The following is a 17603-nucleotide window of genomic DNA, read 5'->3' as shown; positions in this document are numbered from 1 at the left end:
TATCAGTCATGACGAACCCAGAACGTGTATGCTCGAGGAACAGGACTGTATCGAGGCACTTCAGGATGCCACAGCGGAACTCGGCGAATCACCGACGAAAGCTCAGTACGAGGCACTCGGTATGACGCCCTCGGCGTCGACGATTCTTCGCGTCGTCGGTGCATGGAACGAGGCGAAGGAAGCGGCAGGTCTCACAACGTATGACCAAGGAGAGAACGGCGGACCTGACGTCCAACCCAAGCCCGAGTGGGTCGAACTGCAACCTGGAAAAGCATGGGAGGAGCTATCCGGAAACATGCGATGGTACTACAAAAACAGAGAGCGGGACATCGCCAAGAAGGACCGCCGGCGTGCGAGACTTCGCAGGTGGTTACACGACTACAAGGCCGAACACTGTCGCTGCCGACGCTGTGGCGAGGGCGATCCGGCCGTACTCGATTTCCATCACGAAAACGTAGACGAGAAAACGCTCGGCGTCTCGAAGATGGTCGCGAACGGCTACGCGAAAGAAAAGATCAAAAACGAGATCAATAGCTGTCAAGTGCTGTGTGCTAACTGTCATCGAAGAGAACACTACGAAGTGCCCGAAAATGCGGATGCGACGCTCGCGAATGAATGACAGACCTGCCCGAAAGCGACAATGTTTAATTGCGGACCCACGAATCCGCAATACGCGCAGTCCATTGGGGTAGCGGCCAATCCTGCGAGCTTCTGGGGCTCGCGACCCTGGTTCGAATCCAGGATGGACTACTTTTGTGGCGAACAACGTCGTGAGTCGCAAATATCCCTGAGATTCGACCCCTGCCAGTCGCGCGCAGTGAACCCTCGTAGCCCGGATTTCGGGGTCGCCCGACCGCGAAATTGGGGGCGACTGTAACAAGCCGCGATCGGTCAGAAGTATTACAGCGACCGCGACCCGCCGATCCCCGGCGCGCAAGGGCCCGAACCGCTGTCGCTGTGAGCCGACAGCAGGTATCTCCAGAGCGACCCCGCCACCTGCCGGCGTTCCCGGTTTCGATCCGATAGCATTCAAGGGCTGGTAGCGAGTGCATGCAGGTGATGCGTATCGAAACGGGACAACAGATCGACTTCGTCACCGGTCGTCTGGGGGTGGCGCGTCGGCTGTTCGACGAGCATCGTAGGCAGTCCCGGCGCTCATGACCGACCGGACGCGCCTGAGTCTCGTCGTCTGGGCCGTGCTAGTCTCGCAGGTATTCCTCTATCCTGGACTCGAGGGCCTCGTTCAAGCATTGGGGGGCGGAGGCGAAATCCTCCCACGAACGTGGTTTCTGGTCGCCGAGTTCGGGGCGTTCGTCACCTGCGCAGTTTTGTGGGGGCTGGCCAGCGATCGGCTCGGACGCCGAACGCCGCTGGTTGTCGCCGGTGCAACCGGCGGCGCAGCCAGCTATCTGGCCGTCGCGTTCGCCCCGCGTCTGGGTCTCGGCTTCGGCGTCGTGCTGGCACTCCGGGTGCTCGGCGGCGCGTTCACGATCGGGGCGTTCTCGCTGTCGATCACGAAGCTGATGGATCTCGCTGGCGGTCACGGTCGAAACATGGGTGCTGCCGGTGCAGCGATCGGCTTCGGTGCGGCACTCGGCTCGATCACCGGCGGTGCGCTCTCGACGGTCGACCCGCTGGCCCCGCTGTACGCGGGTGCAGCTGTCCTCGCCGGCGCGGCACTGCTTGGGGCGACAGTCCCGGACCGAACGCCGGACGGCGGTATCGACCTCGCGCCGCTGCTGGCCCGCTTGCGTGGCCGACCGGCCCTGATCGTGCCCTACGCGTTCGGATTCATCGATCGCCTGACGGCTGGCTTTTTCGCCCTCACTGGGGTCGCGTACTTCACGGATACATTTGGCGTCGGACCCGCACTCGCCGGGATCACCCTCGCGCTGTTTTTCTTCCCCTTCGCTGCCCTCCAGTATCCCATGGGACGCCTCTCGGATCGCGTCGGGCGGTTTCTCCCTGTCGTCGTCGGCTCGCTCCTGTATGGCGTGACGATCGTCGCCGTGGGAGTTGCGCCAGTATTCGCCCTCGCGGCGACGCTGATGGTCGTCGTCGGAGTCTGCGGGGCGGCAGTCGCACCGGCGACGATGGCGCTCGTGACAGATCTTGTCCCGGCCAGCGAGCGCGGGTCGGCCATGGGCGGATTCAACGTCTTCGGCAGTCTCGGGATGCTTGCCGGTTTCCTCGTCGGCGGCATGGTTACCGACCGCTACGGTTTCCTCGCTGCCTTTCTGGTTGCCGGCGGGCTGGAAATCGTGATCGCGCTACTGGCTGCAAGAGTCGTCTATCGGATAACTGACGGACAGGTGTTCGCTATGAAAGAAGAGGCGATCTCGTGAGCGTCTCCGCTGATTCCCTTTAGCGCAGTTCGACCGTAATCGTCTCTGCGTCACCGTCGCGGATGCGCTGGCTGTACGGTTCGCCGACCGTCGCGCCGTCGACCTCGACGGTCTCGCCGTCGTCGAATTCGACGGTCACGCTTGCCGGGGCGACGCCGTCGCCGAAGGTGTCCTCGCCCTCGGGGTTGCGGTACTCGACGGTCGTCTCACCGAGGAACGTGCCCGTGAGACGGCCGTCATCGAACAGCCAGTCGGGCAGTCGCGGGGCAAGCCCGAGCGTGAGTTCGCCGTCTTCGAGGGCGAAGGGCTGCTCGCCGAACAGCATGTGATGGAGCATGCTGAGGAACTCCACCGTCGAGCCGGTCAGCCGGGCGACGAAGCCGCGGCCGTGCAACGATTCGTCGGGGTGATCACTGGAGACGATGAACGAGGAATTCTCGAGGGGGCTCCGGCCGTACTGTTCGGGATCCTGGAAGGGGATCGCCGCGTCCCGGAGATCGGTGAAGAACTCCTCGTAGAGACCGGCACGGAGGAGTGCCTTGAGGTACTTGTACTCCATGTGCAGCCAGATTGACTCGTTTTCGAGCCACCCGGGCGTGAACGTCCGGGCGCGACCGATGTCGAAGGGCTGGCCCGAGAGGTCGGCGTTGACCTTGTACATGCCCAGCTTCTCGTCGTAGAGGCCACTCGACTTGACCTGCTCGTAGATCGTCGCAGCGTTGCCGGCCTCGGCACCGCTCTTGAGTGCCCGGACCGGGCCTTCGAGGAACAGCGGGAGGGCCTCGGGCTCGAAGGACTCCACTTCGACGAAGGCGTCGTCGTCATCGAGTCCCCCGGGAATCTCCTCGAGGTCGCGTTCGCTGTACTCCTCGACGTGGAACCGGAAGTACGTCGGCACTTCGCCGTCGTTCAGTTCCTTGGCGCGAGCGATCCCGTCATCGACCTTCTGCTCGAATGCGGCGAGCGTCTCGTCGAGTTCGTCGAGTGAGATGTCGACAGTCTCGCCGTCGAAGCCCCAGTGGACGCGATCGCGGTACTGCTCGCGGGCGGTCGCGACGCGGTCCCAGTAAGCGTGATCGCGGCCATCGCGGTCGGTCTCGCGGTACCACGCGAGTGCGTCACGGACCGCATCCAGCAGGTCGTAGATCTCGACGGGCAGCGTGAGACTGTCGACCTCGCTCGGGGCGTCCGCGATGGCGTCTCTGGCCATCGCGAGCAGTCGGGAGAGTTCGTAGGTCTCGGGCATCGACGAGCCGAAAATCGCCGGGAGGCCCGCCATGGCGTCGTCCCAGCCGGGATTGCCGGCCTCCATCTCGATGCCCATGCCCTTCGGGTCCATCGTCGCGAACTTCACCAGTCCCAGGGCACTCAGCTTTCCAAGGAGGTTCGTCTCGAAGACTTCGCCGTGGCCGTCGTCTGTCCGGACGGCGTACGGTCGGGCGTCCCGGGACTCGATGAGTTCCCGCTTTGCCTCGTCGTGTTCGAGCGTGTTGGCCTGGCGAATCTGACCGTCGATGTCGACGTACTTCAGTTCCCGCGGACGCACCTCGACGTCGGTATCCTGGAAGGTGTACTCCTCGCGACCGAAGAAGAGGTCGGCCTTCCGGTCGGGATAGATATCCAGGTACTTCTCGATGGAATCGAGGTTGTACGTCCAGTGGTCGACCCAGTAGCCGTCGCCAAAAGAGGTCTCGAAGTGTCGGGTGGCTTTCTCCAGGGCGACCGAGAGGAACTCGTCGGGATCGACCGTCAGCCCACCGTCCTCGACGATCGCGGCGGTGAGAAGGCCACCGGGCGTGAAGGCGTCTTCGAGCGTCTCCTTGACGGCGTCGGGTGCCTCGACCAGATCGAGAATCGCGTTGCGGTCCTCGGGTTCGACGAAGAAGCGGTTGCCCTCAAGGACAAGTGGGTTGTACCCGTCGGCCTGGACGAGGTTCATGTACGAGACGACGTTGAAGTCCTCGACACCGGGCTTGAGCCAGACGTCCTCACGGCGGTTCTGCAGGACGTCACGGAAGTTCCCGTTGCCCTGTGAGTAGAACTCGGGGGCGACGTAGAAGTCGTTGTAGTCCCGTTCGAGGTCGCCGTGCTTGCGGGAGTAGACGTGCTGAACGATATCGTCGTCTTCACCGAGCAGGACGGGCCAGCCGCCACGCAGGACATTGTCGAAGAACGTCTGGCGCGTGTACTGATTGAAGGTTTCGTCTGCGGTCTCGACGGCGACGTGATCTGTCAGATCACGGGCGAGGTCGTTCGCGCGGTCGCGCTGCTGGGCGGCGAAGTCGGCGTCCAGCCGCGCGGCGTGATCGAGTGCCTGCTCGTGATCGGTGGCGTGGCCGACGAGTTCTTCGAGCGAGAGCGTTTCGCCGGGTTCGAGGGTCTCCTCGGTCCCGAAGAAGCCACATGGCGTCCGCCCGACGGTGATCTGTTCGGCGTCGTAGATCGCCTCAAGTCCCCCGTCGAGGAACGGCTCGGGGGCCGAGAATGAGGTGTCCTGGCCGAAGACGACATTCGGATCGACCACCGGGTCGAGGGGCTCGCCGTCGGCGACGGCCGTGTAGAAGTGCCCGCCGTCGGCCTCCTGGAGCGTCGCCTCCTCGCCCATCGTCGGGTTGACCTGGTAGAAGGGCACGCCCGACTCGAGGTGTTTGACGGCCATCCAGGCCTCGGCCGTCCGGGCGACGAACTTGAGTTCATCGTCGGGAACGCCGTAGGGGATGACGACTGGCAGGCCGTCCAGGACGGAGAGGTCGATCGATTCCTCGCCGGTGTTTTCGATGTCGACCTCGCGAACGAGGCCCGCGAACGGTTCCTCGGTCACGGTGAAATACCGGACGGTCACTTCGAGCCCGTATTCCTCGTGAGTCTCGGTGAGTTCGAGTTCGTTCGCACCGACGTACATCTCCCGATCACCGTCAGAATCGGGAGCGAAGGGCTCGTAGAACTCGCCATCGACATCGATGAAGGTGCGAAAGCCGACCTCGTCGGTCTGGCGGTAGGCCTTGTTCGCCGGCAGGAACTCCATGATCGCACTGTCCTTGTCGCCGACGCCCATGCTAGCGATGGCCTGCCCGCGGTTGACGTACAGCACCCACAGCGGGATGCCCATCTCGCCGGCAATGCCGGGCAGGAAGCTCGAAAAGGGGTCGCGGTCGTCGTACTCGCTGATGACGAATCGGTTGCGGTCGTCGAATGAATGTCGGTCCATGGTTGGTTTGGGTTGGATTGTGTCGTGGATTCCCGTCGTTATTCGAGCGTGACGTCCAGGTCGTGGACGGCCTCGCTATCGAGGTCAGTCACTATTTCGCGCTCGATCACGACGCCGTCGTCGGTGCGCTCAAAGTTGACTGCCTCGCCGTTCAGCGTGACCTCGCTAACCGCGTAGTCACCGTAGCCTGCCTGCGCTGCGTTGTGGTAGGTCAGGTCGAGTCGGCGGTCGGCGAACTGGCAGGTTATGGTTGCCTTCCCGTCGTCAAACTGTTCGGCCAGCAGTTTCGGTTCGAGCAGCAGGTCGCCGAGGTCACCCTTGACGCCGAAGACTTCCGTGACCGTCGTCAACAGCAGCCAGCTGCCCGAGCCGGTGAGGAAGGTGTACATTCCGCGGCCGCGCTCGCTGAAGTATTCCGGAATGCCGGGATAGATCCGGCTGACCTCGAAGTCCTTGCTCTGCTCGTAGATGCCCGACAGAACCTTGTGACCAGCCTCGACCTTCCCGCGGCGGTACAAGGCGTTTGCGTACATGACGGCCATGTGGCTGAACATCGCACCGTTCTCTTTGTGGCCAAAGGCAAAGCCAAAGCCACGCCCGAGGTCGGTCTTGACCTCCTCGAAGTCGGTGTTGAGCCGGTAGCCACGCATCTTGGGTTCATAGAGGTACTCGTCAGCGGCGTCGACGATCGCATCGGCCTGTTCGTCGGTCGCGACCTCGCCCATTAGCGTGAACACCTGGCCGGTCAGGGTCATCCGGACGCCGTTCTCGTGGTCGCCCTCGACGCGCCGGCCGCTGTCGTCGTAGTAGCCGTTGAACCACTGGTGGCCCGCCTCGTTCTCGATGAACTCCTGGTCGCGCAACTGCTCGTAGAGCCACTCGGCCTTGGTTTCTAGGTCGGCCGCCAGATCGTCGATCGCGACGGTCATCGTCTCGCCGGAGACCGTCAGTTCCCAGGTGTCCAGGTATTCGTCCAGCCGGGCCTGTTTGGCCTCGGGGTCCTCGTAGTCCACCGACTCGCCCAGCGTGTCAAGTAGCGTCTCTATCTCCTGGGCGATCTCGATTTCGTCGACGCCGAGTTCGGCCTGGAGATCCCCGAGCAACTCGCTCATGTCGAGCATGTTCCAGGCGTATAGCGCGGTGAACGCCGCGCTCTCGCCCCGTTCGGGGGCCATGTCCATGGCGTCGTTCCAGTCGGCGTCTTCCAAGCGCATCACGTTGTGCTCGCCGACGTTGAAGAACTGCGTGAGGTGCTGGACGAGCAGGTGTTCGAGGACGGTTCCCTCGTAGACATCGCCGTCGTCGGTGTACAGTTCGGTGCCGTCTTCGGGCGACCACTCGTCGTCCTGCTCGCTGGCACGGTTGACGTGGAGGTCCCGGTAGTATTGCTGGTCGCGCAGCAGGAAATCCAGGTCGCCGCTGAGATCCAGGTAGAAGCGGGTCGTCAGCCACGGCCAGGCCCCGTGGTCCATCCAGACGCGAGGGATATTGTTCCGGTCGGCTTTGAACTCGCCGGGTTCGTCGCCGATGATCGTCGCGTTCGAGCCGTCGAAGCGCACGCCAGCGAAGTTGTGATAGAGTAGGTCGGTAACGTTGTCAGGTTCGGTCAGCAACAGCGAGAGAATGTCCTGCCAGAGGTCCCGCCAGCCGCGACCACCGCGGCCGTAGTCGTGATACGGCAGGAAGGAGTTGCCAAAGAGCCGCCGGAAGACGGGCTGGAGTGTGACCCAGCGCATCCACTGATCGAACGTATTGTCGCCGGTGTCGAACTCGACGGCATTGGATTTCTCGGTCCAGTGGGCCTGACAGGCCACGAGTTCCTCCTCGACGGCCTCGCTCGACCCGTAGCGTTCCGCCAGCGCGGTCGCGCCGGGGTCCTCGTCCCAGATCGCCTGCATGACGACGTATTCCTCTGTCTCGCCGGGTTCGAGTTCGGTCGTCTCGAATCGGAGGCCACCGAGGCTCTCGTAGCCGTCGACCTCGGTGCCCGCTTCGACGCCCTCGAGGTCTTCGACGACGGCTTCCGGCCACTCGAGGTTGCCACCCTCGCCGATGAAGTCCTCGACGACGGGGTAGAAACTCTCGGGCGCGGTGCCGTCGGCGTCGGTTCCGAGGACGCCATAGGTCGTCTCGTTGAGTGTGTGGCCACGCTCGTCGAAGGAGAGGGTCGGGCTGACGAGGACACCGTACTCGTCAGTCCAGGTCTCGTGTAGCAGCGAGGTGACGTGGCGGTGATCGCGGATGTTGTCGGCCGAGCGACCGTAGATCGGGACTGCGGCGGTCGGCGTGATCGTCTTTGCGTCCTCGCCGGTGTTCGTGACGCGAACGCGCATGAGTTCGACCATGTCGTCGCGCACTGGCGCGAAGTTGGTGATCTCGGCTTTCAGGCCGCGGTCGTCGTTCTTGCGAGTGATCTCGTGATAGAGGAGGCCACCTTCCATCGAGACGGACTCCGCGCCGTCGGGCCCTTCCTCGGGAATCTGTGTTGCGCTGTTGCCGACGGCCGACCACGGTCCTTTGCCGTGTTCGTACACCCAGAAGTTCCGTGCCGTACGCTTGTTGTGGAGGTCCTCGACGGCTGTCGGCGGCGTCAAGAACTCGTGTTGGCTCGCGTTGACGTCTCCGTGGAGTTTCGGCGTGACTGCCGACATGATGCCGGCCTCGTTGACCAATGGGAAATACAGATAACTCGATCGCTGTGGTTCGTCTAGTTGGAACGTTCCTGCGTCGTCGACGAACGCCCAGTCATCGACATCTGTTTCGTTGTCGCGTAACTGTCGTTTTGCCATGTACCAAGAGACGGAAACCCGCCTTGAATAACTTTCTAACCCCGTTTATCGCCGGAATAGGTATTCGCTGATGTATGTGTAACATCCAACCTAACAATATTCCTATGTGTTGTATATCCGACTATAAACACGTGAGCGACAGCATCACTGGCTTGTTGGGCCGTATTTTTCGCCCCGTGGCTATTTCGAGGATGAAATTGTTCTGCAAAGATTAAAATGGGTGCAAGGGCGTAGCGCTCTATATCATGCCGCTCTCGGACAGTCGGCTCGACCAGTACGTTGTGGACGGTCGTCGGGCCGAGATCCAGTCGCACGTCGACTCGCTACTGGATACAATGACACTCGAAGAAAAGGCCGGCCAACTCAATCAGCGCTCCGTTCACTTCGTCACGGGGACCGAAGACGAGGGGGAAGAACTAGAGAGTGCCGTCGCCGACGGCGAGGTCGGCTCGTTGCTGAACGCCACCGATCTTGAGACGAAACGCCACCTCCAGGAACTGGCCGTCGAGGAGTCACGTCTGGGCATCCCGCTGTTGATCGGCTTCGATGTCATCCACGGCTACGAGACGATTTTCCCGATCCCGCTGGCTCAGGCGGCCTCCTGGAATCCCGACCTGGCCGAACGCGCCGAACGGATCGCCGCGACGGAAGCGGCCGCCGCGGGGCACAACTGGACGTTCGCCCCGATGGTCGATGTCTCGCGTGACCCGCGCTGGGGGCGCGTGATGGAGGGCGCTGGCGAGAGTCCGGTACTCGGAAGTGCCTTCGCCAGGGCCCGAGTCCGCGGATTCCAGGGCGACGATCTGAGTGATCCCGACACAGTCCTCGCTTGTGCAAAGCACTTCGCCGCCTACGGGGCCGTCGAGGGTGGCCGGGAGTACAACACTGTCGACGTCTCCGAGACGGCCCTGCGCGAGCGCCACCTCCCGCCGTTCGAGGCGAGCGTCGAGGCGGGCGTCGGGTCGCTCATGAACGCCTTCAACGTCCACGAACGGATCCCCGCCAGCGGCAACGAATCGCCTCTCAATGACGTCCTCAAGGGCGAGTGGGACTTCTCGGGCGTGCTGGTCTCTGACTGGGCATCCTTCCGCGAGCAGATCCAGCACGGCACGGCCGAGAACCGCCGCGATGCGGCCCGGAAGGCCATCCAGGCCGGCTCGGAGATCGACATGGCCAGCGAGGTCGTGATCGACGAACTGCCCGATCTCGTCCGCGACGGCGAGGTAAGCGAAGACCGACTCGACGACGCTGTTCGACGCGTCCTGACCGTCAAAGGCCTGCTGGGCCTCTTCGAGGACCCCTACCGCTACTTTGACGAGGAGCGACGCGACGAAACGATGCTGGCCGACAAGCACCGCCAAGCAGCCCGCGAGGCCGCCCGCGAGTCGTTCGTCCTCCTCCAAAACGAGGACGACCGGCTCCCACTCGATCCCGAGGCCGACGTCGCATTGATCGGCGCGCTGGCCGACAGCGGCGAGGATACGCTCGGGGCCTGGAGCTTCGAGGGGCGGCCCGAGGACGCGATCACGATCCGGGACGGCCTCGAAGCGTTCCTCGACCGCGAGGTCCCCTTCACGCCGGGCTACGAGCTCCCGGGCGACGTGACTGAAGAGTCTATCGAGGCGGCGGTCGAAACGGCCACTGACGCAGACGTGGCCGCCGCCGTCGTGGGCGAGACGGCCGAGATCACGGGCGAGGCCGCGAGCCGGACGGAGATCGACCTGCCCGGCGAGCAGCGACGACTGGTCGAGGCACTCGTCGAGACGGACACGCCCGTCGTGGCCGTGCTGATGAACGGTCGCCCGCTTGCGATCGATTGGCTTGCCGAGTCGGTCCCGGCGATTCTGGACGTCTGGCATCCCGGGGTTGAGGGCGGACCGGCCGTCGCCGAGACGTTGTTCGGCGAGCACGTGCCCGCGGGACATCTCCCGATGAGCTTCCCGTACTCGGTGGGTCAGGTTCCACTCGCCCACGATCGACTGCCGACTGGTCGTCCGGGCGACGATGGCGAGAGCGCCTACGCCACGGGGTACATCGACGCGCCGAACGAGCCGCTGTTTGCCTTCGGCCACGGCGAGAGCTACACCGACTTCGCTTACACCGACCTGACGCTCTCGACAGCTGCGATCGAGTCAGGCGAGACCCTTGAGGCAACCGTCACCGTCGAGAACGTCGGCGACGTGGCCGGCCGGGACGTCGTTCAGTTTTACGTCCGGGATCTGGTCGGGAGTCGCTCCCGGCCCGTCAAGGAGTTGCTCGATTTCGAGACCGTCGACCTTGACGCGGGCGAGACTGCTGCGGTAACCGTCACGATCGAGGACGTCGATCTGGCCTTTTGGACGGTCGACCGCGAGTGGGCTGCCGAACCCGGCGCATTCGATATCATGGTGGGTCACGCTGCCGACGACATCGTCCACACGCAGCGTCTCGAGTTGCTGGACTGAGCCCCTGTTTTGCGTTGCTGGACTACTGCCCTCGCTTCGCGATGCGTGAGTGACGCCCCCGTTTCGACTGGAAACCGAACGGTCTTTCTACGATGCACGGGTGGAGTCGTCTATGTATGTCGGTAGATTCGTCGTCGTCGGACCGGACGTGGGCGCGTATCGAGTCTCATCCCGTTCGTTTCCAAATCGCCAGGCCGTCGATCGCGATGGGACGATTACGGTCGCCCCGACCGAAGACGCCCCCGAGACCGACAACCCCTATATCTCGTACAACTGCGTCCAGGTGACCGATCGCGGTGTCGTGATCGGCAACGGCTCACACGTCGATCCGATCGCCGAGAAACTCGCGCTCGGTGTGCCGGCACGGGACGCACTGGCCGACCCCCTGCAGGCCCTGGACTTCGAGAAAGACGACTACGACACGCCCCGGATCGCCGGTATCGTCGGCATCGACGACGAGGATCCGACTGCCGGAGAAGCCGGGGCGGCAATCGGCATCGTTCGCCGGGACGCACTGCTGGTCGAAGCCGTCACGGAACCGACGCTCGTGGCGACCTACGAACGTGACCAGCCAGTGGCCTTCGACCTCGAGGCCACGACCGCCGCCGGTGCCGCACGCGACGTGTACGACCATTCCTTCGAACACGCGGTCTGTGCAGCCGGTGTCGCCGGTTCCCCGGGCGAGTTCGAGACGGCGATCGTCAACGAGTGAGGTCGTTCCTGGTGAGCGAAACGGCACGACCGTCCCGATCGTTTTGGGTTGGCAAGACGAAACGACCAGTTCTAACTTTCTGGAGTGCGAACGAAGTGTGTGAAAATCGCCGTTATCTCTGACATCCATTCGAACAAGGTCGCCCTGGAGGCGGTCGCGGCCGACCTTCCTGACGTCGATCATATCGTCTCAGCGGGCGACGTCGTGGGGTATGGTCCCTGGCCGGCGGAGTGTCTGGAGTGGGTCCGTGAGCGGGAGATTCCGACAGTTCAGGGGAACCACGATCGGGCCGTCGCGACCGGTGAGTTTCCGGCGTTCAACGACATGGCGGCCGCGGGCGTGGAGTATGCCCGCGACCAACTGTCGATCGACCAGCGCGAGTGGCTGGCCGCCTTGCCGACTGAGCGACAGTTGTTCGACGGCCGGCTGAAAATCGTTCACGGCCACCCCGACAATCCCGATCACTACACGTATCCCGAGGAGTTCGGGCCGGGCTTGCTCGGTGACGAAGACGTGCTGATTCTCGGTCATACCCACGTCCAGCACGGAGAACACTTTGGGGACGGACTCGTCCTGAACCCGGGCAGCGTCGGGCAACCCCGAGACAGTGATCCGCGCGGGGCCTACGCGGTCGTCGATCTCGACGCGATGACGTATGATCTACATCGGGTCGAATACGACGTCGGGGCGGTGCTGAAAGCCGTCCGGGACACTCCCTTGCCACGCCGGATCGGAACCCGACTCAGCCGTGGCCAGTGACTGTTGTTGGCGATCGTCTGACAGAGTGATCGTCCCGCGTCGCAGTTAGAACGCTTCCTGGATCAGCTTGAGTGCCTGTTCGCGGTCTTCCCAGGGGACGAACACGGCGATCGAGGTGGCGCTCGTGATGACGTCGAGAAGATTGATGTGGGCCGAGGAGACGGGGTCGATCACTTGGTGGATCACGCCCGGTTCGTCCGGGAGTTCACCGCCGGTGACGCGAATGACGGCAATTTCGTGTTTGACCGTGATGCTCGAGAGAATGTCGTCGTCGACGACCTCGTCGTGGAGGATCGCCTCGGCATCTTCGGCAACTTCCTTGTCGAGATAGAAGGTGATCGAGTCCATGCCACTGGACACTGCTTCGACGTTGATGCCCTCCTCGGCAAGTGCCGAAGAGAGTTCGGCAAGGATCCCCGCCTGGTTTCGAATCGCCCGTCCGGCGACGGTCACACAGCACAGTTTGTTCTCCTGGAGATCGATCAGCTTCTGGAACTCACCTTCGATAGAAGTGCCGCCAGAGAGTAGGTTTTCGTGCTGGTAGTGGACGACCCGGACGTCCATCGTGCCGCCCTTGTAGGCGAGTGCGCTGGGGGCGACGACTTCGGCTCCCCGGAAAGAGAGGTTTCGGAGCTCGTCGACGGTGATCTCGCCGACGTTGCGGGCCCCTTCGACCACGCGGGGATCGCCGGTCATGACGCCCTCGACGTCGGTGACGATGATCACTTCGTCGGCCTCCATGTATTTGCCGAGCATTACCGCAGTCGTGTCGCTGCCGCCGCGACCGAGCGTGGTGACGTCTCCGTGGTGGTCTTCCGCCAGGAACCCGGTGATGATGGGGACGTCATCTTTCATCCGGCCAGCAAGCGCGTGGGCGCGCTTCTGGGTTTCCTCGACGTCGACTTCGCCGTACTCGTCAGTGATGATCGGCCAGTCTTCGACGCCCGGCTCGTAGAACGACGCGCCGATTCCGCGGGCCGCAAGCGCTCCCTTGAGCATCCGGACCGACGTCCGCTCGCCCATACTGACAATCTCCGCTCGGTCGGCCTCGTCGACCTCGAACTCGATCTCGCTGAGCAGGTCGTCGGTGGTCGATCCCATCGCGCTCGCGATGATAGCGACTTCGTGGCCCTGTTCGACCACTTCCGCGATCGAATTGGCTGCCCGCTCGATACGCTCGCCGCTTCCGAGGCTGGTCCCGCCGAACTTCACTACGACGCGCATGCGAGTCCTCCTCCCGTGTGACTGTGGATCATTACCCCCTGTTTCCCGTCCCGACGAATAACTGCTTTCATCCACAGCCACCGTCTCTCGTCGCCTGGATCGCGTCTTGATCGGGGGTTCGTCTGTCGAACCGGCCGGCGTTCACCAACCGGCATCCCAGTCGCCCGAGATCTGCCGATCAGGCTTCGATCTTCTTGTAGTCGACGTAGTCGCCGCCCCGGAAGTCCTCTAAGAGATTGATCGCTGCCGTGGTTCCCTCGCCGACGGAGACATTCACCTGCCGTTGCCCGCCCGTGATGTCACCCGCAGCGTAGACGCGATCGACGCCGGTGTACTGTTCGTCGTCGACGTCGAGATAGTCACCGTCGCGGGCAATTCCGAGCATATCCGCGATGTCGGTCCCGCCGGCCGCACCCAGCGCGACGAAGACGCCCTCGACGTCGATCACGTCGCCGGATTTCAGCTCGACGCCCTCGACCACGTCGTCGCCGACGATCCGATCGGCCGGTTCGCGAACGATTTCGATGCCTTCCTCGGCGAGTTGTTCGAGGAGTGCGTCGTCGATCGCGACCTCGTTACCGTTGGTGAGGATCCGGATGTCGTCGGTGTAATCCAGCAGCATCATCGCCTCCTTTGCGGCGTAGTTGCCCGCCCCGACGACCGCGACGGGTGCGTCCTGATAGAAGAAGGCGTCACACTCGACGCAGTAGGAAACGCCGCCACCCTCGTACTCGTCGACGTCCGTGATTGCGGGACTCTCGTAGGACGCTCCGGTCGCGAGGATGACGCCTTCGACCTCGTACTCGTCGACCTCGGTTTCGACGACGTAGCCCTTCCCTTCTTCGCCGACGCGGACGACCTCCTCTTGGACGATTTCCGCGCCGAACTTCGTGGCGTGTTCCTGGCCGGCTTCGACGAGTTCCGGGCCACTCGCGCCCTCCGGGAAGCCGTAGACGTTCTCCATCCAGTCGACGTCTCTGGTCGTGCCGTCCCCTTTGTCGAAGATGAGCGTTTCCTGATCTGCGCGTGCGGTGTAGACGGCGGCGGCCAGGCCGGCCGGCCCGCCTCCGATGATTGCGACGTCTGCCATTGTGTGTAGTTAGTACAATACCGTTTAATGATAAACCGCTCGATCTACGCGTGAATGTCACAAACAGGGGCCTATCTCTCACTGATTATCTCGTGACTACAGTAGTGGGAGGAACTAGCAAGATAGTCAGATGAAGCCCAACAGGTTCGCCAGCGATATCCCGAGCGCGGTCGCAAACGCGAAGTGCAATAGCGTCAGTGCCGCCGTCGGTCGTCTGTCGAGTCCATACACCCTCGCGATCGCTAGCCCGTCGGTGAGCAGCGTCACGCTGACGACGATCAGCACGCCCAATTCCTGGGAGATGAACGCGACGCTCTCGATCCCCCACCGGCCCAACAGAATCGAGACGATCGCCGGCACGGGACCCACTGTGGCGGCCTTCTGGCTGGGGACATCCCCGAGGAAGAAGGTTGCCGCGAGATGAAGGGTGACGGCATAAAAGGCCGCGACGGACAGAAAGACGCCGATGGCAGCGGCGAGGCCACCACCGATCGGTCCCGTCTGGAGGGCGGAACTTACGGTAGCTGGCCCGACGGGTGCCTCGGCAGTGGACACAAAGAGAGAGAACGAGCCGATCATATCGACGCTTCGGAGGGGAGCCGCTTGTCGGTTGTTATTCGAGCAGGCCCAGCTCTTCGAGCCGGGAGACTATCTTGTCGACGGCTTTCCTGGCGTCGTCGGGCTCTTTGCCGCCCGTGATGACGAGTTTGCCCGAGCCAAAGAGCAGCGCAACGACGTCGGGGTCGTCGAGTCGATAGACGAGGCCGGGGAACTGCTCGGGTTCGTACTCGATGTTCTCTAAGCCAAGCCCGATGGCGATGGCGTTGAGGTTGAGGTTCCGGCCCAGGTCGGCCGACGTGACGATGTTCTGGACGACGATCTCGGGATCCTCGTCGACCTGGATCTCCAGGTCTCGGAGCTTGTCGAAGACGATCCGGAGACTCTGGTGAACGTCGTCGGTGCTCTTGGCACCGGTACAGACGATCTTGCCCGAGCGGAAGATCAGTGCCGCCGACTTGGGTTCCTGAGTCCGATAGACGAGGCCGGGGAACTGCTCGGGGTCGTAGTCAGCCCCCTCCAGGTCCATCGCCACGCTCTGGAGATCGAGTTCCTGACCGATGCCCGTCGAGGCCACTACGTTTTCGATATTGATCGTTTCCTTGGGATCAGCCATGGTTCGCGTCATAAATCGTATTTAAGTCTTATAAAAGTTGGTATTTAAGATATATAAGCACCCCCATATTCGGGGTGCCGGCCATTTCACGGCTATACAACCGGGATTGGGGATACGCGTGGGGTATCCAGGAGTGTGTCATAGAACGATTCGCATACACTTCTCACCCACGTCGTGTCAGGACTCCCGTGCAAGATGGAATGCGCGTATTGGTCACGACCGCGAATCTAACTCCTCCCGAACCGTGTCGGCGATCTCCTGTTGCATCGTTTCATCCGCAGCCTCGCTACACCACCCCAAAGCCACCGTATCATTTTCGTATCGAGGGATGATGTGAATGTGAGCGTGGAAGACCTCTTGGCCTGCAGCGACGCCGTTGGACTGGACGACGTTGTAGCCATCGAGTTGATAGACCGATTCAAGCGCACCAGCAACGTGGTGAACGGTTTGGAATATATCCCCGACGAGGGATTCAGGCATGTCGGTGACAGTTTCGTAGTGCGACTTCGGAATGATAAGCGTATGCCCACGAGACGCAGGTTCAATATCGAGGAAGGCAAGTGAACGGTCGTCCTCATATATGCGATACGCAGGTGATTCCTCGGCAACGATGGAGCAAAACACGCAATCCGACATAGTTAGTCAGTTCGCTGCACCAAACAAAACTCCACTGACTGGCAGTGCAACACGCTCGTGTTGAACCCATTTTCTGTATCTTGCACTGCCTTCTGTGACACGCTGATCCAACGATGCTTACCACCGTCCGTTGGTGGCACCGAACCGCCAGAGCCAAGCGCCGACGCCAACACCGTTTCACCGTGTACCTGCTGGAACTGGCGGGCACCGACGACGACTTCGCCGCCTACGAGGCAGCCAGTGCCGCCAGCGGCGTCTCGGTGATCGCCGGCGGACTCGCGACGGCCCAATCGGTCACTGAGCGGGCCTCGACCCTGGCGCTCACCCACCGCGTGAGCGACCTCGTCGGGACGGCCGAGCCAACCATCGCGGCGGCCCGAGAGATCCTCGAATCGGCGTCGATCGACCGCTCAGGATCGGTTGCCGTCCGCGCCCGTGACGTCCGCGGGGCGACCGGCGTGAGTACGCAGGCCGCAGAGCGCGAACTCGGCTCGGTACTGGTCGAGGCAGGACTGTCGGTCGATCTGGACGATCCGGATCAGGAACTCCGGGTCGTCTTCGCCGGCTCCCCGTCCGTTAAGCAGTCCTCTGCTGTCAATGTCGCGTCCGAGGCAGACCCAGGCGTTTGTGCGATCGGGTGGCTCGCCAGTGACCCGCCGCGGACGTTTACCGACCGCGCGCCGACCGACCGCCCCTTCTTCCAGCCCGGCAGCATGGATCCGACGCTCGCTCGCGCCCTAGTCAATATCGCTGGGGCTCGGCCTGGCGCGACCGTCCTCGATCCGATGTGTGGCACTGGCGGGCTGTTGATCGAGGCGGGACTCGTCGGTGCCAGGCCCGTCGGCGTCGACGCGCTCGAAAAGATGGCCGCGGGGACACGAGAGAACCTGGCAGCACTGGTCGACGACGAGTGTGCCGTCTGCAAAGGCGACGCGCGACGACTCCCGTTCCGGGATGACGCCGTCGACGCGGTCGTCTTCGATGCCCCCTACGGACGACAGACGAAGATCACTGGTGACACGCTGGCAGCGCTGGTTGGCGACGCACTCGCGGAAGCCCACCGACTTGCGTCCCGGACGGTTATCGTCGGCGACCGGTCCTGGCAGGCCGTCGCTGAGGCGGCTGGCTGGACCGTCGCGGCGCATTTCGAGCGCCGCGTCCATCGGTCGCTCGATCGTCACGTGCTCGTGCTTGACCGCTGACGGTTCGTCGGTGACCGGGA

Annotated in this window: 13 protein-coding genes and 1 tRNA gene; 7 read left to right on the top strand and 7 right to left on the bottom strand. The window is 63.0% G+C overall.

Annotation, left to right across the window (positions count from 1 at the left end; genetic code table 11):
- Window positions 1–28: 28 nt before the first annotated feature.
- The 3 genes from HZR20_RS07355 to HZR20_RS07345 all read left to right on the top strand — a co-directional run bounded on the left by HZR20_RS07355 (window position 29) and on the right by HZR20_RS07345 (window position 2345).
- Window positions 29–619: a homing endonuclease associated repeat-containing protein gene (locus HZR20_RS07355; protein WP_181685942.1), complete on the top strand. Its 591-nt coding sequence runs from the start codon at window positions 29–31 to the stop codon at window positions 617–619.
- Window positions 620–677: 58 nt separating this feature from the next.
- Window positions 678–750: transfer RNA gene (locus tag HZR20_RS07350), tRNA-Gln, on the top strand.
- 407 nt (window positions 751–1157) lie between these two features.
- A complete protein-coding gene (locus HZR20_RS07345; protein WP_181685941.1) occupies window positions 1158–2345 on the top strand; it encodes an MFS transporter in 1188 nt (395 codons plus the stop codon).
- A 19-nt stretch (window positions 2346–2364) separates the two neighbouring features.
- Here HZR20_RS07345 and HZR20_RS07340 read toward each other — a convergent pair whose 3' ends face one another.
- Window positions 2365–5553, bottom strand: coding sequence for a cellobiose phosphorylase (locus HZR20_RS07340; RefSeq protein WP_181685940.1), 3189 nt, complete (start codon window positions 5551–5553; stop codon window positions 2365–2367).
- A gap of 38 nt (window positions 5554–5591) precedes the next feature.
- Complete coding sequence (locus HZR20_RS07335; protein ID WP_181685939.1) at window positions 5592–8342, bottom strand: GH36-type glycosyl hydrolase domain-containing protein; 2751 nt, start codon at window positions 8340–8342, stop codon at window positions 5592–5594.
- 245 nt (window positions 8343–8587) lie between these two features.
- Between HZR20_RS07335 and HZR20_RS07330 the strand changes: the two genes are divergently transcribed.
- From HZR20_RS07330 to HZR20_RS07320, 3 genes are all read left to right on the top strand, one after another.
- The gene (locus HZR20_RS07330; protein WP_181685938.1) at window positions 8588–10786 is read left to right on the top strand and encodes a glycoside hydrolase family 3 N-terminal domain-containing protein; all 2199 of its coding nucleotides are present in this window, start codon (window positions 8588–8590) and stop codon (window positions 10784–10786) included.
- A gap of 112 nt (window positions 10787–10898) precedes the next feature.
- Complete coding sequence (locus HZR20_RS07325) at window positions 10899–11498, top strand: IMP cyclohydrolase (protein ID WP_181685937.1); 600 nt, start codon at window positions 10899–10901, stop codon at window positions 11496–11498.
- Between the two features lie 99 nt (window positions 11499–11597).
- Window positions 11598–12257 (top strand): metallophosphoesterase family protein, encoded by a 660-nt coding sequence (locus HZR20_RS07320; protein ID WP_181685936.1) that lies wholly within the window; start codon window positions 11598–11600, stop codon window positions 12255–12257.
- A gap of 45 nt (window positions 12258–12302) precedes the next feature.
- On the opposite strand, the gene HZR20_RS07315 is transcribed toward HZR20_RS07320, so the two are convergent.
- From HZR20_RS07315 to HZR20_RS07295, 5 genes are all read right to left on the bottom strand, one after another.
- Entirely contained in the window at window positions 12303–13481 is a 1179-nt protein-coding gene (locus HZR20_RS07315) for an aspartate kinase (RefSeq protein WP_181685935.1), read from the bottom strand.
- Between the two features lie 178 nt (window positions 13482–13659).
- A complete protein-coding gene (locus HZR20_RS07310) occupies window positions 13660–14571 on the bottom strand; it encodes an NAD(P)/FAD-dependent oxidoreductase (RefSeq protein ID WP_181685934.1) in 912 nt (303 codons plus the stop codon).
- 126 nt (window positions 14572–14697) lie between these two features.
- Window positions 14698–15126 carry a DUF7473 family protein gene (locus HZR20_RS07305; protein WP_258560381.1) on the bottom strand — a complete coding sequence of 143 codons (429 nt, stop codon included), beginning with the start codon at window positions 15124–15126 and terminating at the stop codon, window positions 14698–14700.
- 58 nt (window positions 15127–15184) lie between these two features.
- Window positions 15185–15745 carry a TATA-box-binding protein gene (locus tag HZR20_RS07300; protein WP_181685932.1) on the bottom strand — a complete coding sequence of 187 codons (561 nt, stop codon included), beginning with the start codon at window positions 15743–15745 and terminating at the stop codon, window positions 15185–15187.
- A 213-nt stretch (window positions 15746–15958) separates the two neighbouring features.
- A complete protein-coding gene (locus HZR20_RS07295) occupies window positions 15959–16381 on the bottom strand; it encodes an HIT family protein (RefSeq protein WP_181685931.1) in 423 nt (140 codons plus the stop codon).
- Between the two features lie 182 nt (window positions 16382–16563).
- Here HZR20_RS07295 and HZR20_RS07290 point away from each other — a divergent pair, with 182 nt between their 5' ends.
- Entirely contained in the window at window positions 16564–17583 is a 1020-nt protein-coding gene (locus tag HZR20_RS07290) for a methyltransferase domain-containing protein (RefSeq protein WP_181685930.1), read from the top strand.
- The last annotated feature ends 20 nt before the right edge of the window (window positions 17584–17603 follow it).

The sequence above is a fragment of the Halorhabdus salina genome, from assembly GCF_013839425.1.
Taxonomy (GTDB): domain Archaea; phylum Halobacteriota; class Halobacteria; order Halobacteriales; family Haloarculaceae; genus Halorhabdus; species Halorhabdus salina.
The sequence above is the reverse complement of the archived record's forward strand: the minus strand, read 5'-3'. Positions and strand labels throughout refer to the sequence as shown.

What these genes read in the sequence shown, in the direction of transcription:
- HZR20_RS07355 (WP_181685942.1), top strand. Translation starts at nt 29, where the DNA reads ATGCTCGAGGAACAGGACTGTATCGAGGCACTTCAGGATGCCACAGCG.
- HZR20_RS07345 (WP_181685941.1), top strand. Translation starts at nt 1,158, where the DNA reads ATGACCGACCGGACGCGCCTGAGTCTCGTCGTCTGGGCCGTGCTAGTC.
- HZR20_RS07340 (WP_181685940.1), bottom strand. Translation starts at nt 5,553, where the DNA reads ATGGACCGACATTCATTCGACGACCGCAACCGATTCGTCATCAGCGAG.
- HZR20_RS07335 (WP_181685939.1), bottom strand. Translation starts at nt 8,342, where the DNA reads ATGGCAAAACGACAGTTACGCGACAACGAAACAGATGTCGATGACTGG.
- HZR20_RS07330 (WP_181685938.1), top strand. Translation starts at nt 8,588, where the DNA reads ATGCCGCTCTCGGACAGTCGGCTCGACCAGTACGTTGTGGACGGTCGT.
- HZR20_RS07325 (WP_181685937.1), top strand. Translation starts at nt 10,899, where the DNA reads ATGTATGTCGGTAGATTCGTCGTCGTCGGACCGGACGTGGGCGCGTAT.
- HZR20_RS07315 (WP_181685935.1), bottom strand. Translation starts at nt 13,481, where the DNA reads ATGCGCGTCGTAGTGAAGTTCGGCGGGACCAGCCTCGGAAGCGGCGAG.
- HZR20_RS07310 (WP_181685934.1), bottom strand. Translation starts at nt 14,571, where the DNA reads ATGGCAGACGTCGCAATCATCGGAGGCGGGCCGGCCGGCCTGGCCGCC.
- HZR20_RS07300 (WP_181685932.1), bottom strand. Translation starts at nt 15,745, where the DNA reads ATGGCTGATCCCAAGGAAACGATCAATATCGAAAACGTAGTGGCCTCG.
- HZR20_RS07295 (WP_181685931.1), bottom strand. Translation starts at nt 16,381, where the DNA reads ATGTCGGATTGCGTGTTTTGCTCCATCGTTGCCGAGGAATCACCTGCG.